At 64.9% G+C, this 17635-nt stretch carries 19 protein-coding genes and 1 pseudogene; 13 read left to right on the top strand and 7 right to left on the bottom strand.

Annotated features, from left to right (window positions below; genetic code table 11):
• Window positions 1-61: 61 nt before the first annotated feature.
• Together AC5Y5C_RS13675 and AC5Y5C_RS13670 are read left to right on the top strand one after the other, a co-directional pair.
• Entirely contained in the window at window positions 62-1204 is a 1143-nt protein-coding gene (locus AC5Y5C_RS13675) for a glycosyltransferase family 4 protein (protein ID WP_499972861.1), read from the top strand.
• A gap of 19 nt (window positions 1205-1223) precedes the next feature.
• Window positions 1224-1907, top strand: coding sequence for a demethylmenaquinone methyltransferase (locus AC5Y5C_RS13670; protein WP_499972859.1), 684 nt, complete (start codon window positions 1224-1226; stop codon window positions 1905-1907).
• A gap of 13 nt (window positions 1908-1920) precedes the next feature.
• Here AC5Y5C_RS13670 and menJ read toward each other — a convergent pair whose 3' ends face one another.
• On the bottom strand, window positions 1921-3150 hold the full coding sequence (gene menJ / locus AC5Y5C_RS13665) for a menaquinone reductase MenJ (RefSeq protein ID WP_499972857.1): 1230 nt from the start codon (window positions 3148-3150) through the stop codon (window positions 1921-1923).
• 38 nt (window positions 3151-3188) lie between these two features.
• On the opposite strand from menJ, the gene AC5Y5C_RS13660 reads away from it, so the two are divergent.
• Entirely contained in the window at window positions 3189-4175 is a 987-nt protein-coding gene (locus AC5Y5C_RS13660) for a polyprenyl synthetase family protein (RefSeq protein WP_499973228.1), read from the top strand.
• Window positions 4176-4252: 77 nt separating this feature from the next.
• Window positions 4253-5113, top strand: coding sequence for a zinc metalloprotease HtpX (htpX, locus tag AC5Y5C_RS13655; protein WP_499973226.1), 861 nt, complete (start codon window positions 4253-4255; stop codon window positions 5111-5113).
• Between the two features lie 13 nt (window positions 5114-5126).
• On the opposite strand, the gene AC5Y5C_RS13650 is transcribed toward htpX, so the two are convergent.
• Complete coding sequence (locus AC5Y5C_RS13650) at window positions 5127-5690, bottom strand: TIGR03086 family metal-binding protein (RefSeq protein WP_499972854.1); 564 nt, start codon at window positions 5688-5690, stop codon at window positions 5127-5129.
• A complete protein-coding gene (locus AC5Y5C_RS13645) occupies window positions 5690-6130 on the bottom strand; it encodes a PaaI family thioesterase (RefSeq protein ID WP_499972852.1) in 441 nt (146 codons plus the stop codon). The genes AC5Y5C_RS13650 and AC5Y5C_RS13645 overlap by 1 nt, the downstream gene beginning before the upstream one ends.
• A 48-nt stretch (window positions 6131-6178) precedes the next feature.
• On the opposite strand from AC5Y5C_RS13645, the pseudogene AC5Y5C_RS13640 reads away from it, so the two are divergent.
• A pseudogene (locus AC5Y5C_RS13640) lies at window positions 6179-6779 on the top strand (TetR/AcrR family transcriptional regulator).
• Window positions 6780-6790: 11 nt separating this feature from the next.
• Here the strand turns inward: AC5Y5C_RS13640 and AC5Y5C_RS13635 are convergent.
• Window positions 6791-7156 carry a DUF4873 domain-containing protein gene (locus AC5Y5C_RS13635; RefSeq protein WP_499972850.1) on the bottom strand — a complete coding sequence of 122 codons (366 nt, stop codon included), beginning with the start codon at window positions 7154-7156 and terminating at the stop codon, window positions 6791-6793.
• 135 nt (window positions 7157-7291) lie between these two features.
• Between AC5Y5C_RS13635 and AC5Y5C_RS13630 the strand changes: the two genes are divergently transcribed.
• From AC5Y5C_RS13630 to AC5Y5C_RS13600, 7 genes are all read left to right on the top strand, one after another.
• Window positions 7292-8275, top strand: coding sequence for a diiron oxygenase (locus AC5Y5C_RS13630; protein ID WP_499972848.1), 984 nt, complete (start codon window positions 7292-7294; stop codon window positions 8273-8275).
• Window positions 8276-8366: 91 nt separating this feature from the next.
• Complete coding sequence (locus AC5Y5C_RS13625; RefSeq protein WP_499972847.1) at window positions 8367-9350, top strand: AurF N-oxygenase family protein; 984 nt, start codon at window positions 8367-8369, stop codon at window positions 9348-9350.
• Window positions 9351-9441: 91 nt separating this feature from the next.
• On the top strand, window positions 9442-11046 hold the full coding sequence (locus AC5Y5C_RS13620) for a flavin-containing monooxygenase (RefSeq protein WP_499972845.1): 1605 nt from the start codon (window positions 9442-9444) through the stop codon (window positions 11044-11046).
• 29 nt (window positions 11047-11075) lie between these two features.
• A complete protein-coding gene (locus tag AC5Y5C_RS13615) occupies window positions 11076-11939 on the top strand; it encodes an SDR family NAD(P)-dependent oxidoreductase (protein WP_499972843.1) in 864 nt (287 codons plus the stop codon).
• A 10-nt stretch (window positions 11940-11949) separates the two neighbouring features.
• The gene (locus AC5Y5C_RS13610; RefSeq protein WP_499972840.1) at window positions 11950-13020 is read left to right on the top strand and encodes a 2Fe-2S iron-sulfur cluster-binding protein; all 1071 of its coding nucleotides are present in this window, start codon (window positions 11950-11952) and stop codon (window positions 13018-13020) included.
• Between the two features lie 37 nt (window positions 13021-13057).
• The gene (locus AC5Y5C_RS13605; protein WP_499972837.1) at window positions 13058-13549 is read left to right on the top strand and encodes a hypothetical protein; all 492 of its coding nucleotides are present in this window, start codon (window positions 13058-13060) and stop codon (window positions 13547-13549) included.
• A 21-nt stretch (window positions 13550-13570) separates the two neighbouring features.
• Complete coding sequence (locus AC5Y5C_RS13600; RefSeq protein WP_499972836.1) at window positions 13571-14374, top strand: RsiV family protein; 804 nt, start codon at window positions 13571-13573, stop codon at window positions 14372-14374.
• Here AC5Y5C_RS13600 and AC5Y5C_RS13595 read toward each other — a convergent pair whose 3' ends face one another.
• Entirely contained in the window at window positions 14375-15397 is a 1023-nt protein-coding gene (locus AC5Y5C_RS13595) for an NAD(P)H-dependent glycerol-3-phosphate dehydrogenase (RefSeq protein WP_499972834.1), read from the bottom strand.
• Window positions 15398-15431: 34 nt separating this feature from the next.
• Here AC5Y5C_RS13595 and AC5Y5C_RS13590 point away from each other — a divergent pair, with 34 nt between their 5' ends.
• Window positions 15432-16481: a TIGR03617 family F420-dependent LLM class oxidoreductase gene (locus AC5Y5C_RS13590; protein ID WP_499973223.1), complete on the top strand. Its 1050-nt coding sequence runs from the start codon at window positions 15432-15434 to the stop codon at window positions 16479-16481.
• On the opposite strand, the gene AC5Y5C_RS13585 is transcribed toward AC5Y5C_RS13590, so the two are convergent.
• Both AC5Y5C_RS13585 and AC5Y5C_RS13580 read right to left on the bottom strand, forming a co-directional pair.
• The gene (locus tag AC5Y5C_RS13585; protein ID WP_499972833.1) at window positions 16478-17125 is read right to left on the bottom strand and encodes a LysE family translocator; all 648 of its coding nucleotides are present in this window, start codon (window positions 17123-17125) and stop codon (window positions 16478-16480) included. The genes AC5Y5C_RS13590 and AC5Y5C_RS13585 overlap by 4 nt on opposite strands.
• 12 nt (window positions 17126-17137) lie before the next feature.
• Window positions 17138-17629, bottom strand: coding sequence for a YajQ family cyclic di-GMP-binding protein (locus AC5Y5C_RS13580; protein ID WP_499972830.1), 492 nt, complete (start codon window positions 17627-17629; stop codon window positions 17138-17140).
• Window positions 17630-17635 lie beyond the last annotated feature (6 nt).

The following is a 17635-nucleotide window of genomic DNA, read 5'->3' as shown; positions in this document are numbered from 1 at the left end:
GTTTGCGCTACGTATGCCTGGGGGCAACCTAACTGCCAAGTGACGCTGACATGCTTTCAGCGTGCGCATCGCGATCGTCGCCGAGTCGTTCTTGCCGAACGTCAACGGAGTTTCCAACTCGGTGCTGCGGGTGCTGGAGCACCTCCGCCGCACCGGGCATGAGGCCGTCGTCATCGCACCGGACACCCCCCGCGGACAGGCTCCCGCCGGCACCGAACACGACGGGGTGCCCGTGCACCGGGTGCCGGCCATCATGTTCCCCAAGGTGAGCACCCTGCCGCTGGGCGTGCCACAGCCGCGCATGGTGCGGATCCTTCGTGATTTCGCGCCCGATGTGGTGCACCTGGCCTCACCGTTCGTCCTGGGATATGGGGGACTGCGGGCTGCGCAGCATCTCGACATCCCCACCGTCGCCGTCTACCAGACCGATGTGGCCGGATTCGCCGACAGTTATGGCGCCGGGTTCGCGGCTCGCGCCGCTTGGCGCTGGACCAGACACCTGCACGGCCGCGCCGACCGTACGTTGGCACCGTCCTCGTCCGCGATGGAAGGCCTTGCCGCACACGGAATCCCACGGGTGTTTCGGTGGTCGCGCGGTGTGGACATCGAACGCTTCGCACCCTCGGCGCGCGACGAAGATCTGCGGCGATCCTGGTCGCCCGAGGGCAAGTCGATCATCGGGTTCGTGGGGCGGCTCGCTCCCGAGAAGCATGTGGAGCGTCTGGCCGTGCTGGCCGAACGCGACGACATGCAGCTTGTCATCGTGGGCGGCGGCGTGGAGCGGGACGCTCTCGAAAAGCTGATGCCCACAGCGATTTTCACCGGCGAGCTGACCGGTTCGGCGCTGTCGCGGGCATACGCCAGCCTCGACGTCTTCATCCACCCGGGCGAGCACGAGACCTTCTGTCAGGCGGTGCAGGAGGCACTGGCCAGCGGCGTTCCGGCCATCGCCCCGGATGCCGGTGGGCCGCGAGACCTGGTGGTCCCGGGACGTAACGGAATGCTGCTGCCGGTGGCCGATTTCGAGGCATGCCTCGGCATGGCGGTTGAGCACCTGGTGCAGCCGGCAACGCGCAGCCGATTCTCGGCGGCCGCGCGCCGGGGTGTGCTGTCGCGCACATGGCCCGCCATCTGCGATGAGCTGCTTGAGCACTACGCCGCCGCGGCGGGCACCACGCTGGGCCGCGGCATCATGACGGCTTAGTGCGCTGTACCGTCACGGTATGAACCGCGCCACCCTGGAAAAGGACCCGCACGAGGTCGCGTCCATGTTTGACGCGGTGGCCAAGCGATACGACATCACCAATACCGTGTTGTCCTTTGGCCGGGACCGCGCCTGGCGCCGCGCCACCCGCGAATCGCTCAAGCTGAAGCCCGGAGACAAGGTCCTCGATATCGCCGCGGGGACCGCGGTCTCGACGGCCGAGCTCACCCAGTCCGGCGCCTGGTGCGTGGCGGCGGACTTCTCTGTCGGCATGCTCAAGGCCGGTGCGCATCGCGATGTGCCCAAGGTTGCCGGGGATGCGACACGGCTTCCGTTCGCGGATCACTCGTTCGACGCGGTGACCATCAGCTTCGGGCTGCGCAATGTGGTGGATCACGTCGAGGGGCTGCGGGAGATGGCCCGTGTCACCAAACCCGGTGGTCGCCTTGCGGTATGCGAATTCTCGACTCCGGTCAATCGCCCGTTCCGCACGCTGTACATGGAGTACCTGATGAAGACGCTGCCGTCGGTGGCCCGTGCTGTTAGCAGTAATCCTGACGCGTACGTGTACCTGGCCGAATCGATCCGGGCCTGGCCCGATCAGGAGGCGCTGGCTCAGCAGATCATCTCGGCGGGCTGGTCGAATGTGCGGTGGCGCAACCTCACTGGAGGTATCGTCGCCCTGCACGTGGCGGTGCTCTAACCGCGAGCGGATATCAGCTGAACGGCGGACGCGCGTCGAGGCGGCGTGAGCCGCCGCCCGCCGCCCGCCAGGCACGAGCAATCGCGTCATGGTCCTCGTCGGTCACAAGATTTCCCATGAGTCGTACGGCAATTCGCATCAGCGCCGGAGAGCGCATGCCGACCGGGCCCATGAGGGGCAGGAAGCGCGGGAGTGTCAGCAGCGCCGCAAGGCGTCGTGCAATCGAGAACGACCGGCCGTACCGGTCCCGTAGCAGCTCGGGCCACAGCTGCGAGTAGTCGTTGGCGTCGAGAACCTCGGCGGCCAGGTGCCCGGTCTCCAGCCCGTAGTCGATGCCCTCGCCGTTGAGCGGATTGACGCATGCCGCGGCGTCGCCGATGAGCATCCAGTTGGGGCCCGCGACGCCCGACACCGCCCCGCCCATTGGCAGCAGCGCCGAGGCGATGGAGTGCAGGCGTCCACTGAGCCCGAAGTCCTCGCGCCGCAGTTCGGCGTAGTACTCGATGAGCGGACGCAACGCCGCATCAGCCGGGCGTTTCGAGGTGGCAAGTGCGCCGACACCGATGTTGATCTGTCCGCCGCCCAACGGGAAAATCCAGCCGTACCCGGGTAGCACCTGGCCCTCGGGTGAACGCAGCTCCAGGTGCGACGTCATCCATTCCTCGTCGCCGCGCGCCGACTCGATATACGCGCGTCCCGCGACGGCAAACACGGTGTCCTTATGCCACTCACGCCCGAGGACTTTCCCGAGAGGGGAACGCACTCCATCGGCGACAATGACAGCCTTACAAGCGATCTCGCCGGGCCCGCTGTCGTCGAGCACCCGGACGGAGGTGACTCGGCCCGCTGAATCGCGTTCCACGTCAACGGCCTTGGTGGACTCGGCCGTCTTGGCCCCGGAGTCCACCGCCACCTGCCGGATCTTGTCGTCCAGCTCGGTGCGGCGCACCGCACTGCCAGTGCCACCGAAAGATGGCCCAGGCCAAGGAACTTCGATATTTCCACCAAACCCGTACAGGCGCAGGCCCTGGTATCGGATGTGTTCGTCGAGCCATGGCCCGAGACCGAGTAGCTCAAGTTGTTCGACGGCGCGGGGGGTCAGCCCATCGCCGCAGGTCTTGTCCCGGGGGAACACCGCCGAGTCGATCAGGACCACCTCACGCCCGGATCGCGCGGCCCATGCCGCGGCCGCCGATCCGGCTGGTCCGGCACCGACGACGACCAGGTCCGCTGAGGTCTGCACCTTCCCAGTATGTTGGACCGGTGAGTAACTCGACCACGGTGGCCGGAGTTGATCTTGGCGATCCCGTATTCGCCGCGAAGGTGCGCGACCATTTGGGCGCCATCGAAGCCCTCATCGTGTCCGAACTGGGGCAGTCCGATCCGCTCTTGACGGAGTCTGTGCTGCATCTTTTCCATGCCGGCGGTAAGCGCTTCCGCCCGCTGTTCACGGTGCTTGCTGCCCAGACCGGACCGGATCCGGACAACGACGAGGTGATTCTCGCGGGCGCCGTGTGCGAGCTCATTCACCTGGCCACGCTGTACCACGACGACGTCATGGACGAGGCGCAGAAGCGTCGGGGCGTGCCCAGCGCCAACGCCCGGTGGGGTAACAACGTGGCGATCCTTGCGGGGGACTATCTGCTGGCCACGGCCTCGCGGCTGGTGTCCCGGCTCGGCCCCACGGCCGTGCGGATCGTCGCCGAGACCTTCGCCGAACTCGTCACCGGCCAGATGCGGGAAACCGTCGGGGTACCCGGGGGCGGCGATGAGACCGAGCACTACCTCAAGGTGATCCACGAGAAGACCGGATCACTGATCGCGGCGGCGGGGCGGTTCGGCGCGATGACGTCCCGGTGCGACGACGAGCAGATCGAACGGCTGAGCCGGCTGGGTGCGATCGTCGGGACCGCGTTCCAGATCTCCGACGACATCATCGACATCGAGAGCCTTACGGATGAGTCGGGCAAGACACCCGGCACGGATCTGCGTGAGGGGGTGCACACCCTGCCCATGCTGTACGCCTTGCGTGATACCGGCCCCGACGCCGACAGGCTGCGGACCTTGCTGGCGGCGCCCATTACGGACGATGCCGAGGTTGAGGAGGCGTTGACACTGCTGCGGGCCTCCCATGGACTCGTGGCGGCGAAGTCTGTCGTCGTCGAATATGCCGACCGCGCCAAGGCGGAACTGGTGGAACTGCCCCCGGGTGCCGCCCGCGACGCGCTCGGCGTGCTGATCGAATACACCGTCCGCCGGCACGGCTAGGTACCTGGCAACCTGTCCGGAACCCAGGAGCACTGTCCTTCGTTAGCTTGGTGAACCAGCTAGAGGGAAGGGACACCATGCACGGCCACGCCAATGGACTCAAGACAGTGCTGCTGCTCGGCGGCATGTCGGCGATGATTGTGTTCATCGGCTCGCTGTTCCACAGCAAGAGCATCCTGCTGCTGGCCATTGTGTTCGCCGTCGGCATGAATGCGTTCATGTACTTCAAGAGCGACACCTTGGCGCTGCGTGCCATGCACGCCCAGCCGGTGACGGAGTTGCAGCAGCCCGCGATGTACCGGATCGTCCGGGAGCTCGCGACCGTCGCGCGCCAGCCGATGCCGCGGTTGTACATCAGTGACACCAATGCACCCAATGCCTTTGCCACGGGCCGTAATCCGCGAAATGCGGCGGTCTGCTGCACGAGCGGCATTCTCGATCTGCTCTCCGAGCGTGAGCTGCGCGCGGTGCTGGGTCACGAGCTCTCGCACGTCTATAACCGCGACATCCTGATCTCGAGTGTGGCTGGTGCGCTGGCCGCCGTCATTTCGGGGCTGGCCAATATGGCGATGCTCATGAACTTCTTCGGCGGTGGGGGCGAAAACCGTCCGAATCCCTTTGCACTGTTCCTGGTTTCGATGCTGGGTCCGATCGCCGCCACGGTCGTGAAGATGGCGGTATCCCGTTCACGGGAGTATCAGGCCGACCAGTCCGGTGCCGAACTGACCGGAGATCCGCTGGCATTGGCCTCCGCGCTGCGCAAGATTTCCGGCGGGGTGCAGGCCGCGCCGTTGCCACCGGAACCGCAGCTGGCCAGCCAGTCGCACCTGATGATCGCCAACCCGTTCCGGGCCGGCGACCGCATGGCATCGCTGTTCTCGACGCACCCGCCGATGGCTGATCGCATTGCGCGCCTTGAGGATATGGCCCGCTTCTAACCGGCGACGCTGCTTAGACGGGTCGCCCACTGAGCGCGGCCAGCCTCTCGAGTGCTGGTGCGTTCGCGGCGACGGGCTGCGGAGTGCCAAACTTCCCGGAGCGCGCGAAGGCGCCGGAGAGCTTCTCGACGAAGCCCACTGCGTTCTCGACGAGGTCGGTGGGCAGGTCCGCGGGAACGCCGACGGACTGCGCCAGGTCCCAGCCGTGGGTCAACAGGTCGGCCATGCGGACCTCAAGCTGCTTGTCGCCGGTCGTGTGTGCGAACGGGCCGGGATAGTTCTGCTCGAGTACACCCGGAAGCGCCAGTGCGTCACTCAAGGCTTGCGCTGACTGCTGGTACGCCGCCACGGGGTCGCCGTCAGTGCCGCCGCTGGGCCCGCCGAAGCGCTCGGACAGCGAGTAGTTCACCTCGACGAGGTGGTTCACCAACTGGCGCAGATTCCACTCGGTGCAGGGCGTCGGGGCGTCCCATTGGTCTGGACGCACGGCCGCGATCATTGCTTCGATAGCCGCCGAGGCCCGCAGGAAGTCGTCGGCGGGCCTCATCAGTGTGTGAGCTTCTTCGCTCGCGCTCATCAGCGGTACACCATGACCGTGGTGGTGCCATGCGCTACCAACCTGCCCTGGGAGTCGACGACCTTGCCCTCGGCCGTTGCCACCCGGCGGCCAGGATGCAGGACGTTGCCCGTCGCGACCAGCCGCTCGCCGTCCGTGGGGACAGTCCGGACATAGTTCACCTTGAGTTCGAGTGTCCCGTAGCCGATCCCGGGCTCCAGAGTGGAGTGCACGGCGCAGCCCAGCACGGAGTCGAGCAGCGTCGCGCAGATCCCGCCGTGCAGGGTGCCGAGCGGATTGGCGAACTCGGGCCGGGTCACCACGCTGAAGGACACCGAGCCGAATTCGATCTCCTCCATCTGCATCCCGAGCAGACGCCCGATGGGCGGCATCCCATCAGACTTCCCGCCCATGCTGCGCAGCAGCTCGAGTCCGGTCAGGTTCTCGATTTCCGTGGTCATGGCCACCCTTCCGCGTAGACTGATTGGTCCATACGACGGTAGCAGGCGATGGACCGACTGGTCCATATCGAGTGAGGAGGCCGAGGTGACGACGGGTCCACGGCAGCGTCTGATCGACAGCGCGATCGTCATGATGCGCGAACGCGGGGTGCATGCCACGGGCCTTGCTGACCTGCTCAAACGCAGCGGCACCGCGCGCAACTCCATCTACCAGCACTTCCCAGAGGGCAAGGGGGAGCTCCTTGCCGAGGCCGAGCGGGAGGCCTCGGCGCAAGCCAACGCGTTCCTTGGCGCTTTGCGGGCCCGCGGAGATGTCGAGTATGTCCTCGCCAAATTCATCAAGTGGTGGACAAATCAGCTGCAGACCCACGACTTCGACACCGGATGCCCTCACGCGGCGGCCGCGCTCGCGGGTCCGGGTGAGGAGCAGATCCGGACCGCGGCCCACGATGCGTTCCTGGGGATGCGGGCCCAGCTAGAGGATTCATTGCGGGACTCGGGCGTGGTCGACGGCGCAGACGGCGTGGCGTCGCTAATTGTCAGCGCGATCGAGGGGGCGCTGCTACAGGCGCGGGTGGCGCGCTCGGTGCAGCCACTGCACGAGGCTGAGCGTGAACTCGTCGCGCTGATTCGCGCTCGGCGGCGGTGAGGCGAAAGTCCTTATTCCGCTTCGACTTCCGTGAGATCGGTGGGGACGTGGAACGGGGGAGTGCTCTTCCCGATCACCCGGTACCGCTTCCATGGGTCGGGATCGCCGATGAAGGCATCCCGGGCGCTGTGGGAGGTGCGGATCGTGGCTTTCACGCGTGCCTCATCACCGATTATCGCGGTCAGCTGTTCGTTCGGCCTGATGCGTCCTATCCACCGGAAAATACCGTCGATCGGCTCGCTGTACCCCTTGAGCTCCAGCTCGACCGGGACCTCGACACCACGAACGGTCACGGTGGCCTCGCCGATGTAGTCCGAATCGTCATGCGGGCTGTGGGTGAAGACGCTATTGGTGTCGTCGTGTCGGGGAAGGCTCATGATTCTCCGTCCGGCCTGGTGGCCTCTTGACAATCGGGACGCCGTCCCGACAAACTCGCTGACATATGCGTAACAAAGAGTACCCCATACTTATGGATACGGATATTTCATCTTGGCTGACCAGAAGGCGATGACGTGGCGTCCAGCAGTTATAAAGACATCAACTACACCGACTACGACTTCACCCCGGCCACCACGGTCGACGGCGGGGTTCCTGCGCGCCGGCGCCGGGTAGGTGATCGGCTCAAGACGGCCCGCAGGCTGCTCTTCGAGGCGACAGAGCTCAGCTATGACCCCGAGTTGGATATCGACTGGGATGCGCCCCTGGACTCGGGGAAGCACTGGCTGGCCGCCCAGCGGGTATCGCTCTACGGCACCCCGCAATGGGATGTGCTTTCGGCTGGGCAGCGCGGCGAATTGGCGCGCCAGGAGCTGGTCAGTCTGCTGAGCTTCGTCATGGATGCCCAGGGTGCGCTTGCGTCGCTGATGTTCCGCGACGTTATCGAGGGCAACACCCTGGCCGATGATTACACCCGTTTCCTCTTGGCCAGTGTTCGCGACATCAGCCGTAACGCCACCATGGTCGGCCGGCTGATCAACAAGACGGGATTAGAGCTCCAGCCCGCCCCGATGGCGGTGCAACGCCTCCAGCGGTTCTTCGTGCCGCTCATTCCGCACGGTCCGCTCGGTCGCGTATTCATTCTGCTGCTCCAGAGGATGATTCATCAGTTGATGTGCGAGCTCGAGGCCGACGAGCAGGCCCAGCCCGTGGTCCGGCAGGTAGCGAAGATCTGTGTTCTGGTGTGCCGCCGTCAGCTTGAGTTCGCCGAGGATGAGCTGTACCGCGCCGTGGACGCGCGCAGGTATCTCCCGCCGGCCATGGCCGACGTCGCAGCCGCGCTGCTGACGGTGTTGGCGACGTCGTTGGTCGTGCGTCCGCAGGTGTACCGCAGCGTGGGTCTGACCGAGCGGGCGGGTCGCAGGGCGGCCGCCCGGAGCAAGAATGCCCGCCACCGGAACGCGGTGTTGCTGCGGCGATATTTCGACGTCGCCCAGGACGCGGGGATGTTCAGAACCAGTGCTGCACGGGCGATTCTCGGCGGTCGCGGCCTCGTGTGACCTTGCCGGGGGATTGACAAACGCCGGCATGAGAATGAAACTAAAAGTAGCCGGTACTAGAAGTAATGCATAAAACTGAAGGGCGGGATCAATGACGACCATCGACCAACCGACGGCCCTACATGAGGCGGGAGCCTCCTCGGTACGGGGTAAGACCGTGGGCGACCGGCAAAAGACGGCGCAACGACTGCTGCGCTCGGCAGCTGAGCGTGCCTACGACGGCGAGGTTGACATCGACTGGGACGCCCCGGTGGTGCCCGGCTTGTACTGGGCCACGCCGCGCCGGACATCGCTGTACGGCACCAAGCTGTGGGACAAGCTGACTCAGGATCAGCGCATCGAACTCACGCGCCATGAGCTCGGCTCCGTATTGAGCTTCGGCATCTACGTCGAGACCGGTCTCAGCGCCATGTTGTGGCGGCAGGTTGTCGAGCAGAACGGGGGAGCGACCGATCACGGCCGTTACGCGTTGACCGAGATCAGCGAGGAAGCGCGGCACTCCACCATGTTTGGCCGCCTGGTGAACAAGCTCGGCATCGAGCCGTACACCTATCCGAAGTTCGCAACGCGCGTCATCCGGCTCCTCGGTTTGGTGCCGCTGGGCCCTTCAGGGCTTGGCACGCTGCTGCTGGTCGAGGAGGTGCTGGACCGCGCGCAGCGGGAGACGATGATGGATGAGACGGTGCAGCCGCATGCTCGTCAGCTCATGAAGATTCACGTGCTGGAAGAAGCGCGGCATATCACTTATGCGCGTGAGGAACTGGTGCGGCAGATCGCGGAGCGGGGGCCGGTCTCCAACGCGTTCCACCGAGGGGTCTTCGCTCTCTCGGTGATCGGTATCTATCCAGTGCTCTTCAACCCCAAGGTTTACCGGTCGGTGGGTATTCACCCCCTCCGCGGCCTCTTTGCCTTCCTGACGTCACCGCACTATCGCGAGAACGCAACGTGGGTTTCGGAGCCGCTGATGCGCTTCATGCACGAGATCGGTTTCTTGGACGGCAAATTCACCGGCCGACTGTTGCGGATGTCGCGGGCGATGCCGGATGACATCCTGGCCGAGATCAAGGCGCGGTAAGCGCGGCAAGAAACTGGCTCGTTGCCGGCGGCAATGAGCCAGTTCTGCCGTGTCAAGGGTCCACCTCCGAAATAGAAAGCGATTGCGCCACATGACTGCTATCGATACCCCGCCCGAAGAGCGCCAGCCCGACACTGTGACGGAAAGCAGCCCATCGGAGCCCATCCGTATCCGTGCGCTGATTGTCGGCACCGGCTTCTCGGGTATCGGCGCGGGGATCGCGCTGCAGAAGATGGGGGTGCCCTTTCGCATCCTGGAGAAGGCCGGTGAGATGGGCGGCACCTGGCGCGACAACACCTATCCCGGTGCGGCCTGCGATGTGCCCACCCACCTGTATTCGTTCTCTTTCGAGCCGCGCTCGAACTGGGAACAGCTCTTCTCCCGGCAGCCCGAGATCTTCGACTATCTCAAGGAAGTCTCCGCCAAATACGGTCTGTACCGGCACGTCACCTTCAACACGCGCGTCACCCGCGGGTACTGGGATGAGAGCGAGTACCGCTGGCATGTGTTCACCGAGAGTGGGCAGGAGTACATCTGTCAATTCCTCATCTCCGGTGTTGGTGCGCTGCACATCCCCAGCATCCCGGAGATCGAGGGTCTGGACCGCTTCGCGGGGCCGGTCTTTCATTCCGCGCAGTGGAACCATGAATACGACCTGGCAGGCAAGAAGGTTGCCGTTATCGGCACCGGTGCCAGCGCCATTCAGTTCGTTCCTGAGATCGTCGGCAAGGTCGGTGAACTGAAGCTGTTCCAGCGCACCGCACCGTGGGTATTGCCACGCACCAATGTCGAATTCGGCCCGGTGGCCAAGCGGGCGTTTGCGAACATCCCGGGTTTGCGTGCGCTGTTCCGCAGCGGCATGTACTTCGGCGCAGAAGCCGGTGCGTACGCGATGAACCGTCGGCCCGCCCTACTCAAAGGTGTTGAGCTGCTGGGCCGTGCGTACATCAAGAGCCAGATCTCGGATCCGGAGGTACGCCGGAAGGTCACACCCGATTACCGCGCCGGATGCAAACGACTCCTGGGGTCGGCGACGTACTACAAGGCCATCGAGAACCCGAAGACGGAATTGGTCACCGAGTCCATCGCACGGGTGACTGCCGACGGCGTCGTCACCAGCGACGGGACAGAGCGCAAGGTCGACGCCATTATCTTCGGCACCGGCTTTCACGTCACCGACTCGTACAAGTACCTGGATCTGAAGGGCCAGAACGGGGAGGACCTCGGTGACCGTTGGTCACGGGAGGGTGTCACCGCCCACCGCGGAATCACCATCGCGGGCATGCCTAATCTCTTCTTCCTCTTGGGCCCCAATACCGGGTTGGGTCACAACTCGATCGTGTTCATGATCGAGTCGCAGATCCACTACGTCACCGAGGCGATCAAACGCATCGACGAGGCCTACGCCCAGGCGATCGTGCCCACCCGGGAAGCTCAAGACCGGTTCAACGCCGAGGTCCAGCGCAAGCTGCAGGGCTCGGTCTGGAACAACGGTGGCTGCCAGAGCTGGTACTTGGACGAGCATGGCAAGAATCGGACGCTGTGGTCGGGATTCACCTTCGAATACTGGTCGCAGACAAGAAAAGTGGATCCCACTGAGTACGCGTTCGAGGGCGCGGTGCGCCCGGCCGTACGCAAGACCGTTCCGCTCGCAGACGGTCCCCGGCAGACCTCGCCGAGTATGGCCGCGAACTAGCCACCCGCCCCAACAGAAGCGAGAAAACGATGAAAGACTTCGATAACAAGGTCGCCGTAATAACCGGTGCCGGTTCGGGTATCGGCCGCAGCCTGGCCCTGACGCTGGCACAGCGCGGGGCGCGCCTGGCGCTCTCGGATATCGACACCGCCGGGGTAGCCGATACCGCCGGGCGCTGCGAGAAGGCCGGTGCCACCGCCATTCCCTTCGAACTCGACGTTGCCGACCGGGCCGCCGTGTATGCCCATGCCGCCGATGTCAAGAACGAGTTCGGTCAGGTCAACCTGGTGTTCAACAACGCCGGGGTGGCGCTTTCGGCGGATGTCACAGACATGGAATGGGACGACTTCGACTGGTTGATGAATATCAACTTCTGGGGTGTTGCGCACGGCACCAAGGCATTCCTGCCACACCTCATCGAATCGGGCGACGGCCACATCATCAACGTGTCGTCGGTGTTCGGATTTATGGGCATACCTTCTCAGAGTGCCTACAACGCAGCGAAATTCGCTGTTCGCGGCTTCACCGAGGCGCTGCGTCAGGAGATCCGGGCGGCGAAGTATCCCGTGGGCGTCACCTGTGTGCACCCCGGCGGGATCAAGACCAACATCGCATCGAGCGCGCGTGGTATCCCGGAGGGCGTAGACCGGGAAACCGTCCGAAAGGGCTTCCAGCTCGCGGCGATCACCCGGCCGGACTCGGCGGCCCGGATCATTCTGCGGGGAGTCGAAAAGAATCGGCCCCGCGTATTGATCGGTCCCGATGCCCGGGTGTTCGACGCGATACCGCGCATCATCGGACCGCGCTACGGGGATCTGATGGCACCCTTCTACGGCATCGGCAAGTACGGAATCGGCAAGAAGATCGCGGGCCGCTTCGGTATCGAGCTCTAGGCAGCCGTCGATGACAGATACCATCTCGCCCGATACGTCCACCGTGACCGGCAACCCCCACGTTCATTCACTGGAGGTCGTCGAGATCATCAAGGAGACAGGCGATGCGGTCTCCCTGGTGTTCGAAGTGCCGGACGCGCTCGCGCATGCCTTCCGCTACCGGCCGGGCCAATTCCTCACGCTGAAAATTCCCAGCGAACAGACGGGCTCGGTGGCCCGCTGCTATTCGTTGTCCAGCTCGCCGCATCTCGATGACGACCTCGTGGTCACCGTCAAACGTACAGATGGCGGGTATGCGTCGAACTGGCTGTGTGACAACGTCGTTGTCGGAGACCGCATCACCGTGCTCACCCCTTCCGGGGTGTTCGTCCCGCGCTCGCTGGACGGCGACTTCTTACTGATCGCGGCGGGCAGCGGCATCACCCCGATGCTGTCCATAGCCAAGTCGGTCCTGCTCGGCGGTGCGGGCACGGTCTATCTCTTCTACGCCAACAGGGACGAGCACAGCGTCATCTTCGGTGCCGAGATCGACGAGATCATGGTGGAATTCCCGGACCGGCTGCGGGTTGTGCACTGGCTCGAAGCCGAACGCGGACTGCCCACCCGCGAAGCCATGGCCGAGCTGTTCGCCGCCTATACGCGCTACAGCACGTACATCTGCGGTCCGGCGCCCTTCATGGACGGCGCCCGCGCCGCGCTGTCGAGCGTCGGCATGCCCGCCAATCACATTCATGTCGAGCTCTACCAGTCGCTGACCGGCGACCCGTTTGCCGACATCGTGGTCCCGCGGGCCGGTGGTGAAGATGCCGCCCAGGCGAGCGTGGAACTCGACGGCACACAGGTCACCGTCACGTGGCCCAGGAACACCCCGCTGCTCGACGTGCTGCTTGCCCAGGGCATCGACGCGCCGTACTCCTGCCGCGAAGGCGCGTGCAGCGCCTGTGCCTGCACGGTGCGCCGCGGCGAGGTGCGGATGCTCCGCAACGACACCCTGGTCGACGCCGACCTCGCCATGGGGCTGACCCTCGCCTGTCAGGCCGTTCCGGTCACCGATAGCGTCGATATCGTCTTTGACCAGTAGACGCGAGATTGCGCGCGATCTTGGATATGGTCACGGGATGCGTAGCATGCCCATCCTTGGCGCTTTGACCAGCGCGGTCGCCGCCGTCCTGCTGGCGGGTGTGGCCTCCGCCGACCCGGACACCCCGAATCCGCTTGACCCGTCCGGGCTTCCGAACGTCAACGGGTTTACCGCGGTGTCGCCGTTGGAGTACAGCATCATGGCGGACACGGCATACGGTTTCACCATCCCCGGCGGGATCTCATGTCTGATCAAGCGCGCCGACGCCAGCTACGGCTGCAGTGGCCCGCTGCCCGGGGCGCCGAACGAGGCGAACCTCGTCAGCGGCAGTAACGCTCCGGGTTTCGCCAGTACCGACCGGCCGATCTACGGCATCGGCGGCGAATCCTTCAAACCCCTACCGCCGGGCCATCGCCTGAGTTACCGCGAGGTCAGCTGTGGCTTGGACGGTGCCGGCACGCTGACCTGTGTCAACAACCGCTTCCAGAACGGCTTCGTGGTCGGTCCGGGCGGCAGCTACACCACCTAGCCGGCCGGTTAGATTGGTTCCATGCGTCCTGGGTACCTGCTGGTCGCCGCCCTGTGCGGCATCGTCCTCGTCGGCTGCGATAGGGGAGAAGCGCCCAGAGACACGCCTACTCAGGAATCCAGCAGCGCGACCACGCCGGCCCCTAGCGCCACGATCGATCCGGCCGCCGCGCCCGCATGTCCCAAACACGGCGGTCGCTGGGATGCCGCACAAGGCTGCGTCATCGACGAGGTCACGCCGCAGGCCACACAACACCTGCTCATTCCCGTCCAATGGGATTCGTCGTTTCCCGAGTTGCAGAAGGGGGTCGACGAGCTGGTGGCGGACATCCGGGCCAGTTTCCGCAAGTCCGTCGAGCGGGCGGGGGCGCCGCCCGAGGGCAAGCCGTGGGCGCTCAACGTCACCTTTGACGCGTATCAGGGCAAGGGCGTGCATCCGACCGACGGGGTCCGGTTCTCGATCAGCGAGTCACTGGGCGGCTATCACCCGGGATTCGCGTTTCGCACCCTTACCTTCGACCGCACCACCAAACAGGCCATCACCCTGGGTGCGCTGCTGATCGATCCCGCGAAGGCGCTGCCCAAGATCTCCGCGCTGGTCCGCAGCGATCTGCGCGCGCAACTCGGCGGTGTGGGAACCGAATTCGTGGACACCGGAACGGTTCCGGAGACCGGGAACTTCAAGAACCTCTCGCTCGACGGTGATGCGTTGCTGTTCTCCTTCGAGCCCTACCAGGTGGCGGCGTATGCCGAGGGGCCGATGCAGAGCCGGGTGGCGCTGTCGGAGCTGCGTGATGTGGTGAAGCCCGAGTACTTGCCGGCCTGATCAAAATCCGGTGCCATGGACCTCATGGCCTGGCGTTGCCGCCATGAGCCCACGGTAGGCCTGTTCCACCGTCGAGCCGTGGTTGATCACCCCGTCGACCTCGCGGGCGATCGGCATCTGGATGCCGTACTCGTCGGCGAGGGTCATCACCACCGACGACGCCTTGACACCCTCGGCCACCTGGTTCATCGCCTGGATGATCTCGTCGATGGTTTTGCCCTTACCAATCTCCTCACCCACGTGCCGGTTGCGGCTGCTGGCGCTCGTGCAGGTGACGATGAGGTCGCCCAGACCCGCCAGGCCCGGGAACGTCTCGGGGTTGCCGCCCATGGCCACACCGAGTTTGGTCATCTCCCGCAGCGCCCGCGCGATCACCATGGCGCGGGTGTTCTCGCCGATCCCGATCGCGTAACCCATGCCGCTGGCGATGGCGAAGACGTTCTTGAGGGCGCCCGCCATTTCCACACCCACCACGTCGTTGGTGCTGTACACGCGAAAACGTGACGTGCGGAAAAGCTCCCCGAGCCTCGCTGCCTGATGCTGATCGGGCATCGCGACAACGCCGGCGGCCGCATACCCACGGGCCACCTCCTTGGCGATATTGGGCCCGGCCAGGATGCCTGCCGGGTGCCCGGGCAGTACTTCCTCGATGATCTGTGACATCCGCATCCGCGAGCCTTGCTCGAGGCCCTTGACCAGCGAGACGATCGGCACCCACGGACGCAGCGATTGCCCGATCTCGGTGAGCACCTCGCGGAAGCTGTGCGAGGGAACCCCCATGATCACCACGTCGGCCCGCTCGATGGCCTCGTGCAAGTCCGAGGTGGCGCGCAGGCTTTCGGTGAGCTCTACCTCGTCGGTGAGATATCGCGAATTGCGGTGCCGTTCATTGATATCGGCCACGGTCTCCGGCGAGCGGGCCCACTGCAGGGTGGGGCTGCGACGCGCCACAATCGACGCCACCGTGGTGCCCCAGGATCCGCCCCCGAGGACGACGACTTGTGGTTCACGAAGTGCTGCCATGCCCGCCAGGGTATGGGCCCAGTGCGCCCCGAATATGGACTTCGGCAATATGAGTGCGGTGCTGATCGATGTAACGCTCACGACCGGGTTGACCGCCATGGCTGCCGACGCTGCCGAGGCCGAGGCGGCCGGGTACTCCGGTATCTGGACGTTCGAGGGCGCGCACGACCCCTTTCTGCCTCTACTGCTGGCCGCCGAGCACACGGAGGGCGTGACCCTCGGCACCTCGATCGCGGTCGCGTTCGCGCGTAATCCGATGCTGCTGGCCACTATTGGCTGGGACTTGCAGGCGTACTCGGGCGGGCGATTCATGCTGGGGCTCGGTACGCAGATCAAACCGCATATCACCCGCCGGTTCGGCATGCCGTGGGGCAGTCCTGCGGCGAGGATGCGGGATATGGTGCTGGCTGTGCGCGCCATCTGGCAGTCGTGGCAGGAGCGTGGCCGCCTGGACTATCGCGGCGAGTTCTACCAGAACACCCTCATGACGCCGATGTTCATGCCCGATCCGGGTGAGGTGAGCGCCTTTGGCCCGCCACCTATCTGGCTGGCCGGTGTCGGTATCGGGATGACCGAGGTGGCCGGCGAGGTGGCGGACGGATTCCTGTCGCACCCGTTCTGCACACCCGAGTACCTCGCGCAGATCACCCTTCCGACATTGGCGCGGGGCGCGGAGAAATCCGGAAAGACGGTCGCCGACATTCAGATCCACCACTCGCCGATGATCGTCATCGGGCGTGACGACGCCGAGCTGTCCGGTGCCCGCGCGGCGGTACGCAAACAGCTCGCCTTTTATGGATCCACCCCCGCGTACTGGCCGATCCTGGAATTGCATGGCCGGGCAGAGGTTGGCCCGAGACTGAAAGAGCTTTCCAAAGAAGGTGAATGGGATGCGATGACGAACCTGATCGACGACGAGTTCGTCGATATTGCGGCGGTCACCGTGACCGACACCGCGCAGGGTGCGCGCGAATTACAGGCCTGTTACGGCGATCTGGTGCACCGGTTGGGTTTCAATACCCCGTACCGGCCCGACCGCGCGCTGCTCGCCGAACTGCTTCGAGAGTGCGCGCAGGCCCGCTAGGCGCGGGCGCCCGAGACCGCCACTCCTGCGCCCAGGCCGACGATCATGAGGCCTCCCGCGCCGCCTAGAGCTTCCAAACGCCGCGGCGAACGGGCGAACCAGTTACGAGCGGTGCTGGCCAGCAGCGCCCACAGACTGTCCGAGACGAGAGCCATCGCAACGAACACGATGCCGAAGACGAAGATCTGTACCGGCACCGAGCCCGCGGCCGGATCGGCGAACTGCGGCAGCACCGCGGCGAAGAACAGCGCAGTCTTCGGGTTGGTCATGCCGACGATGAAGCCTTGTCGGAAGACTCGCTGCCGTCCTACCGTGGGCTGTTTTGCGTTCAATGCCTCGTTGAGTGATTTTCGGTTCCGAATTGCTTGCACGCCAAGGTAGATGAGGTATACGGCACCAGTCAGCTTCACCGCTGTCAGCGCCCATGAGGAGGCTGTGAGCAGGGCGCCCAGCCCGGCTGTCGCCAGCACCACGAACACGGCAGTGCCCGCCGTATTACCGAGGACGCTCATGAGGCCCGAGCGGCGGCCCAGGCTAAGTGAGCGGCCGACGGAAAACAGGACGCTGGGGCCCGGAATCACGATGAGGGCGTACGCAACGATCACGAAGCCGATTAGGTGTGATGGCGAGACAGCGGGGATCATCGACCGATCCTGCTACCGGTAGTTGACGAACTGCAATGCAATATCGAGATCGGAGCCCTTCAATAGGGCCTGGACGGCCTGCAGATCGTCGCGCTTCTTGCTCGACACCCGGATCTCCTCGCCCTGCACCTGCGACTTGACGCCCTTGGGGCCCTCGTCGCGGATGAGCTTGTTGATCTTCTTGGCGTTCTCGGCATCGATGCCCTGCTTGAGGGTTCCGGTGAGCCGGTAGGTCTTGCCACTGGGGGCGGGATCGCCCGCATCGAAGGCCTTCATGCTGATGTCCCGCCGGATCAGCTTCTCCTTGAAGACGTCGACGGCCGCCTTCAGGCGCTCCTCGGTGGAGCTCACCAGCTCGATGGCCTCGTCACCTTTCCAGGCGATAGTGGTGTCGGTCCCACGGAAGTCGAATCGCGTGGCCAGCTCCTTGGCCGCCTGGTTCAGCGCGTTGTCGACCTCCTGCCGGTCGATCTTGCTCACGATGTCGAATGATGAATCCGCCATGACTGC

The organism is Mycobacterium sp. NGS15, assembly GCF_059813245.1.
This window is presented reverse-complemented; position numbering and strand designations above follow the sequence as displayed.

Bases quoted from the DNA above. Each gene is read 5' to 3' on its own strand.
- AC5Y5C_RS13670 (WP_499972859.1), top strand. From the start codon at position 1,224: ATGAACCGCGCCACCCTGGAAAAGGACCCGCACGAGGTCGCGTCCATG.
- htpX (WP_499973226.1), top strand. From the start codon at position 4,253: ATGCACGGCCACGCCAATGGACTCAAGACAGTGCTGCTGCTCGGCGGC.
- AC5Y5C_RS13650 (WP_499972854.1), bottom strand. From the start codon at position 5,690: ATGAGCGCGAGCGAAGAAGCTCACACACTGATGAGGCCCGCCGACGAC.
- AC5Y5C_RS13645 (WP_499972852.1), bottom strand. From the start codon at position 6,130: ATGACCACGGAAATCGAGAACCTGACCGGACTCGAGCTGCTGCGCAGC.
- AC5Y5C_RS13635 (WP_499972850.1), bottom strand. From the start codon at position 7,156: ATGAGCCTTCCCCGACACGACGACACCAATAGCGTCTTCACCCACAGC.
- AC5Y5C_RS13625 (WP_499972847.1), top strand. From the start codon at position 8,367: ATGACGACCATCGACCAACCGACGGCCCTACATGAGGCGGGAGCCTCC.
- AC5Y5C_RS13620 (WP_499972845.1), top strand. From the start codon at position 9,442: ATGACTGCTATCGATACCCCGCCCGAAGAGCGCCAGCCCGACACTGTG.
- AC5Y5C_RS13615 (WP_499972843.1), top strand. From the start codon at position 11,076: ATGAAAGACTTCGATAACAAGGTCGCCGTAATAACCGGTGCCGGTTCG.
- AC5Y5C_RS13610 (WP_499972840.1), top strand. From the start codon at position 11,950: ATGACAGATACCATCTCGCCCGATACGTCCACCGTGACCGGCAACCCC.
- AC5Y5C_RS13605 (WP_499972837.1), top strand. From the start codon at position 13,058: ATGCGTAGCATGCCCATCCTTGGCGCTTTGACCAGCGCGGTCGCCGCC.
- AC5Y5C_RS13600 (WP_499972836.1), top strand. From the start codon at position 13,571: ATGCGTCCTGGGTACCTGCTGGTCGCCGCCCTGTGCGGCATCGTCCTC.
- AC5Y5C_RS13595 (WP_499972834.1), bottom strand. From the start codon at position 15,397: ATGGCAGCACTTCGTGAACCACAAGTCGTCGTCCTCGGGGGCGGATCC.
- AC5Y5C_RS13590 (WP_499973223.1), top strand. From the start codon at position 15,432: ATGGACTTCGGCAATATGAGTGCGGTGCTGATCGATGTAACGCTCACG.
- AC5Y5C_RS13585 (WP_499972833.1), bottom strand. From the start codon at position 17,125: ATGATCCCCGCTGTCTCGCCATCACACCTAATCGGCTTCGTGATCGTT.
- AC5Y5C_RS13580 (WP_499972830.1), bottom strand. From the start codon at position 17,629: ATGGCGGATTCATCATTCGACATCGTGAGCAAGATCGACCGGCAGGAG.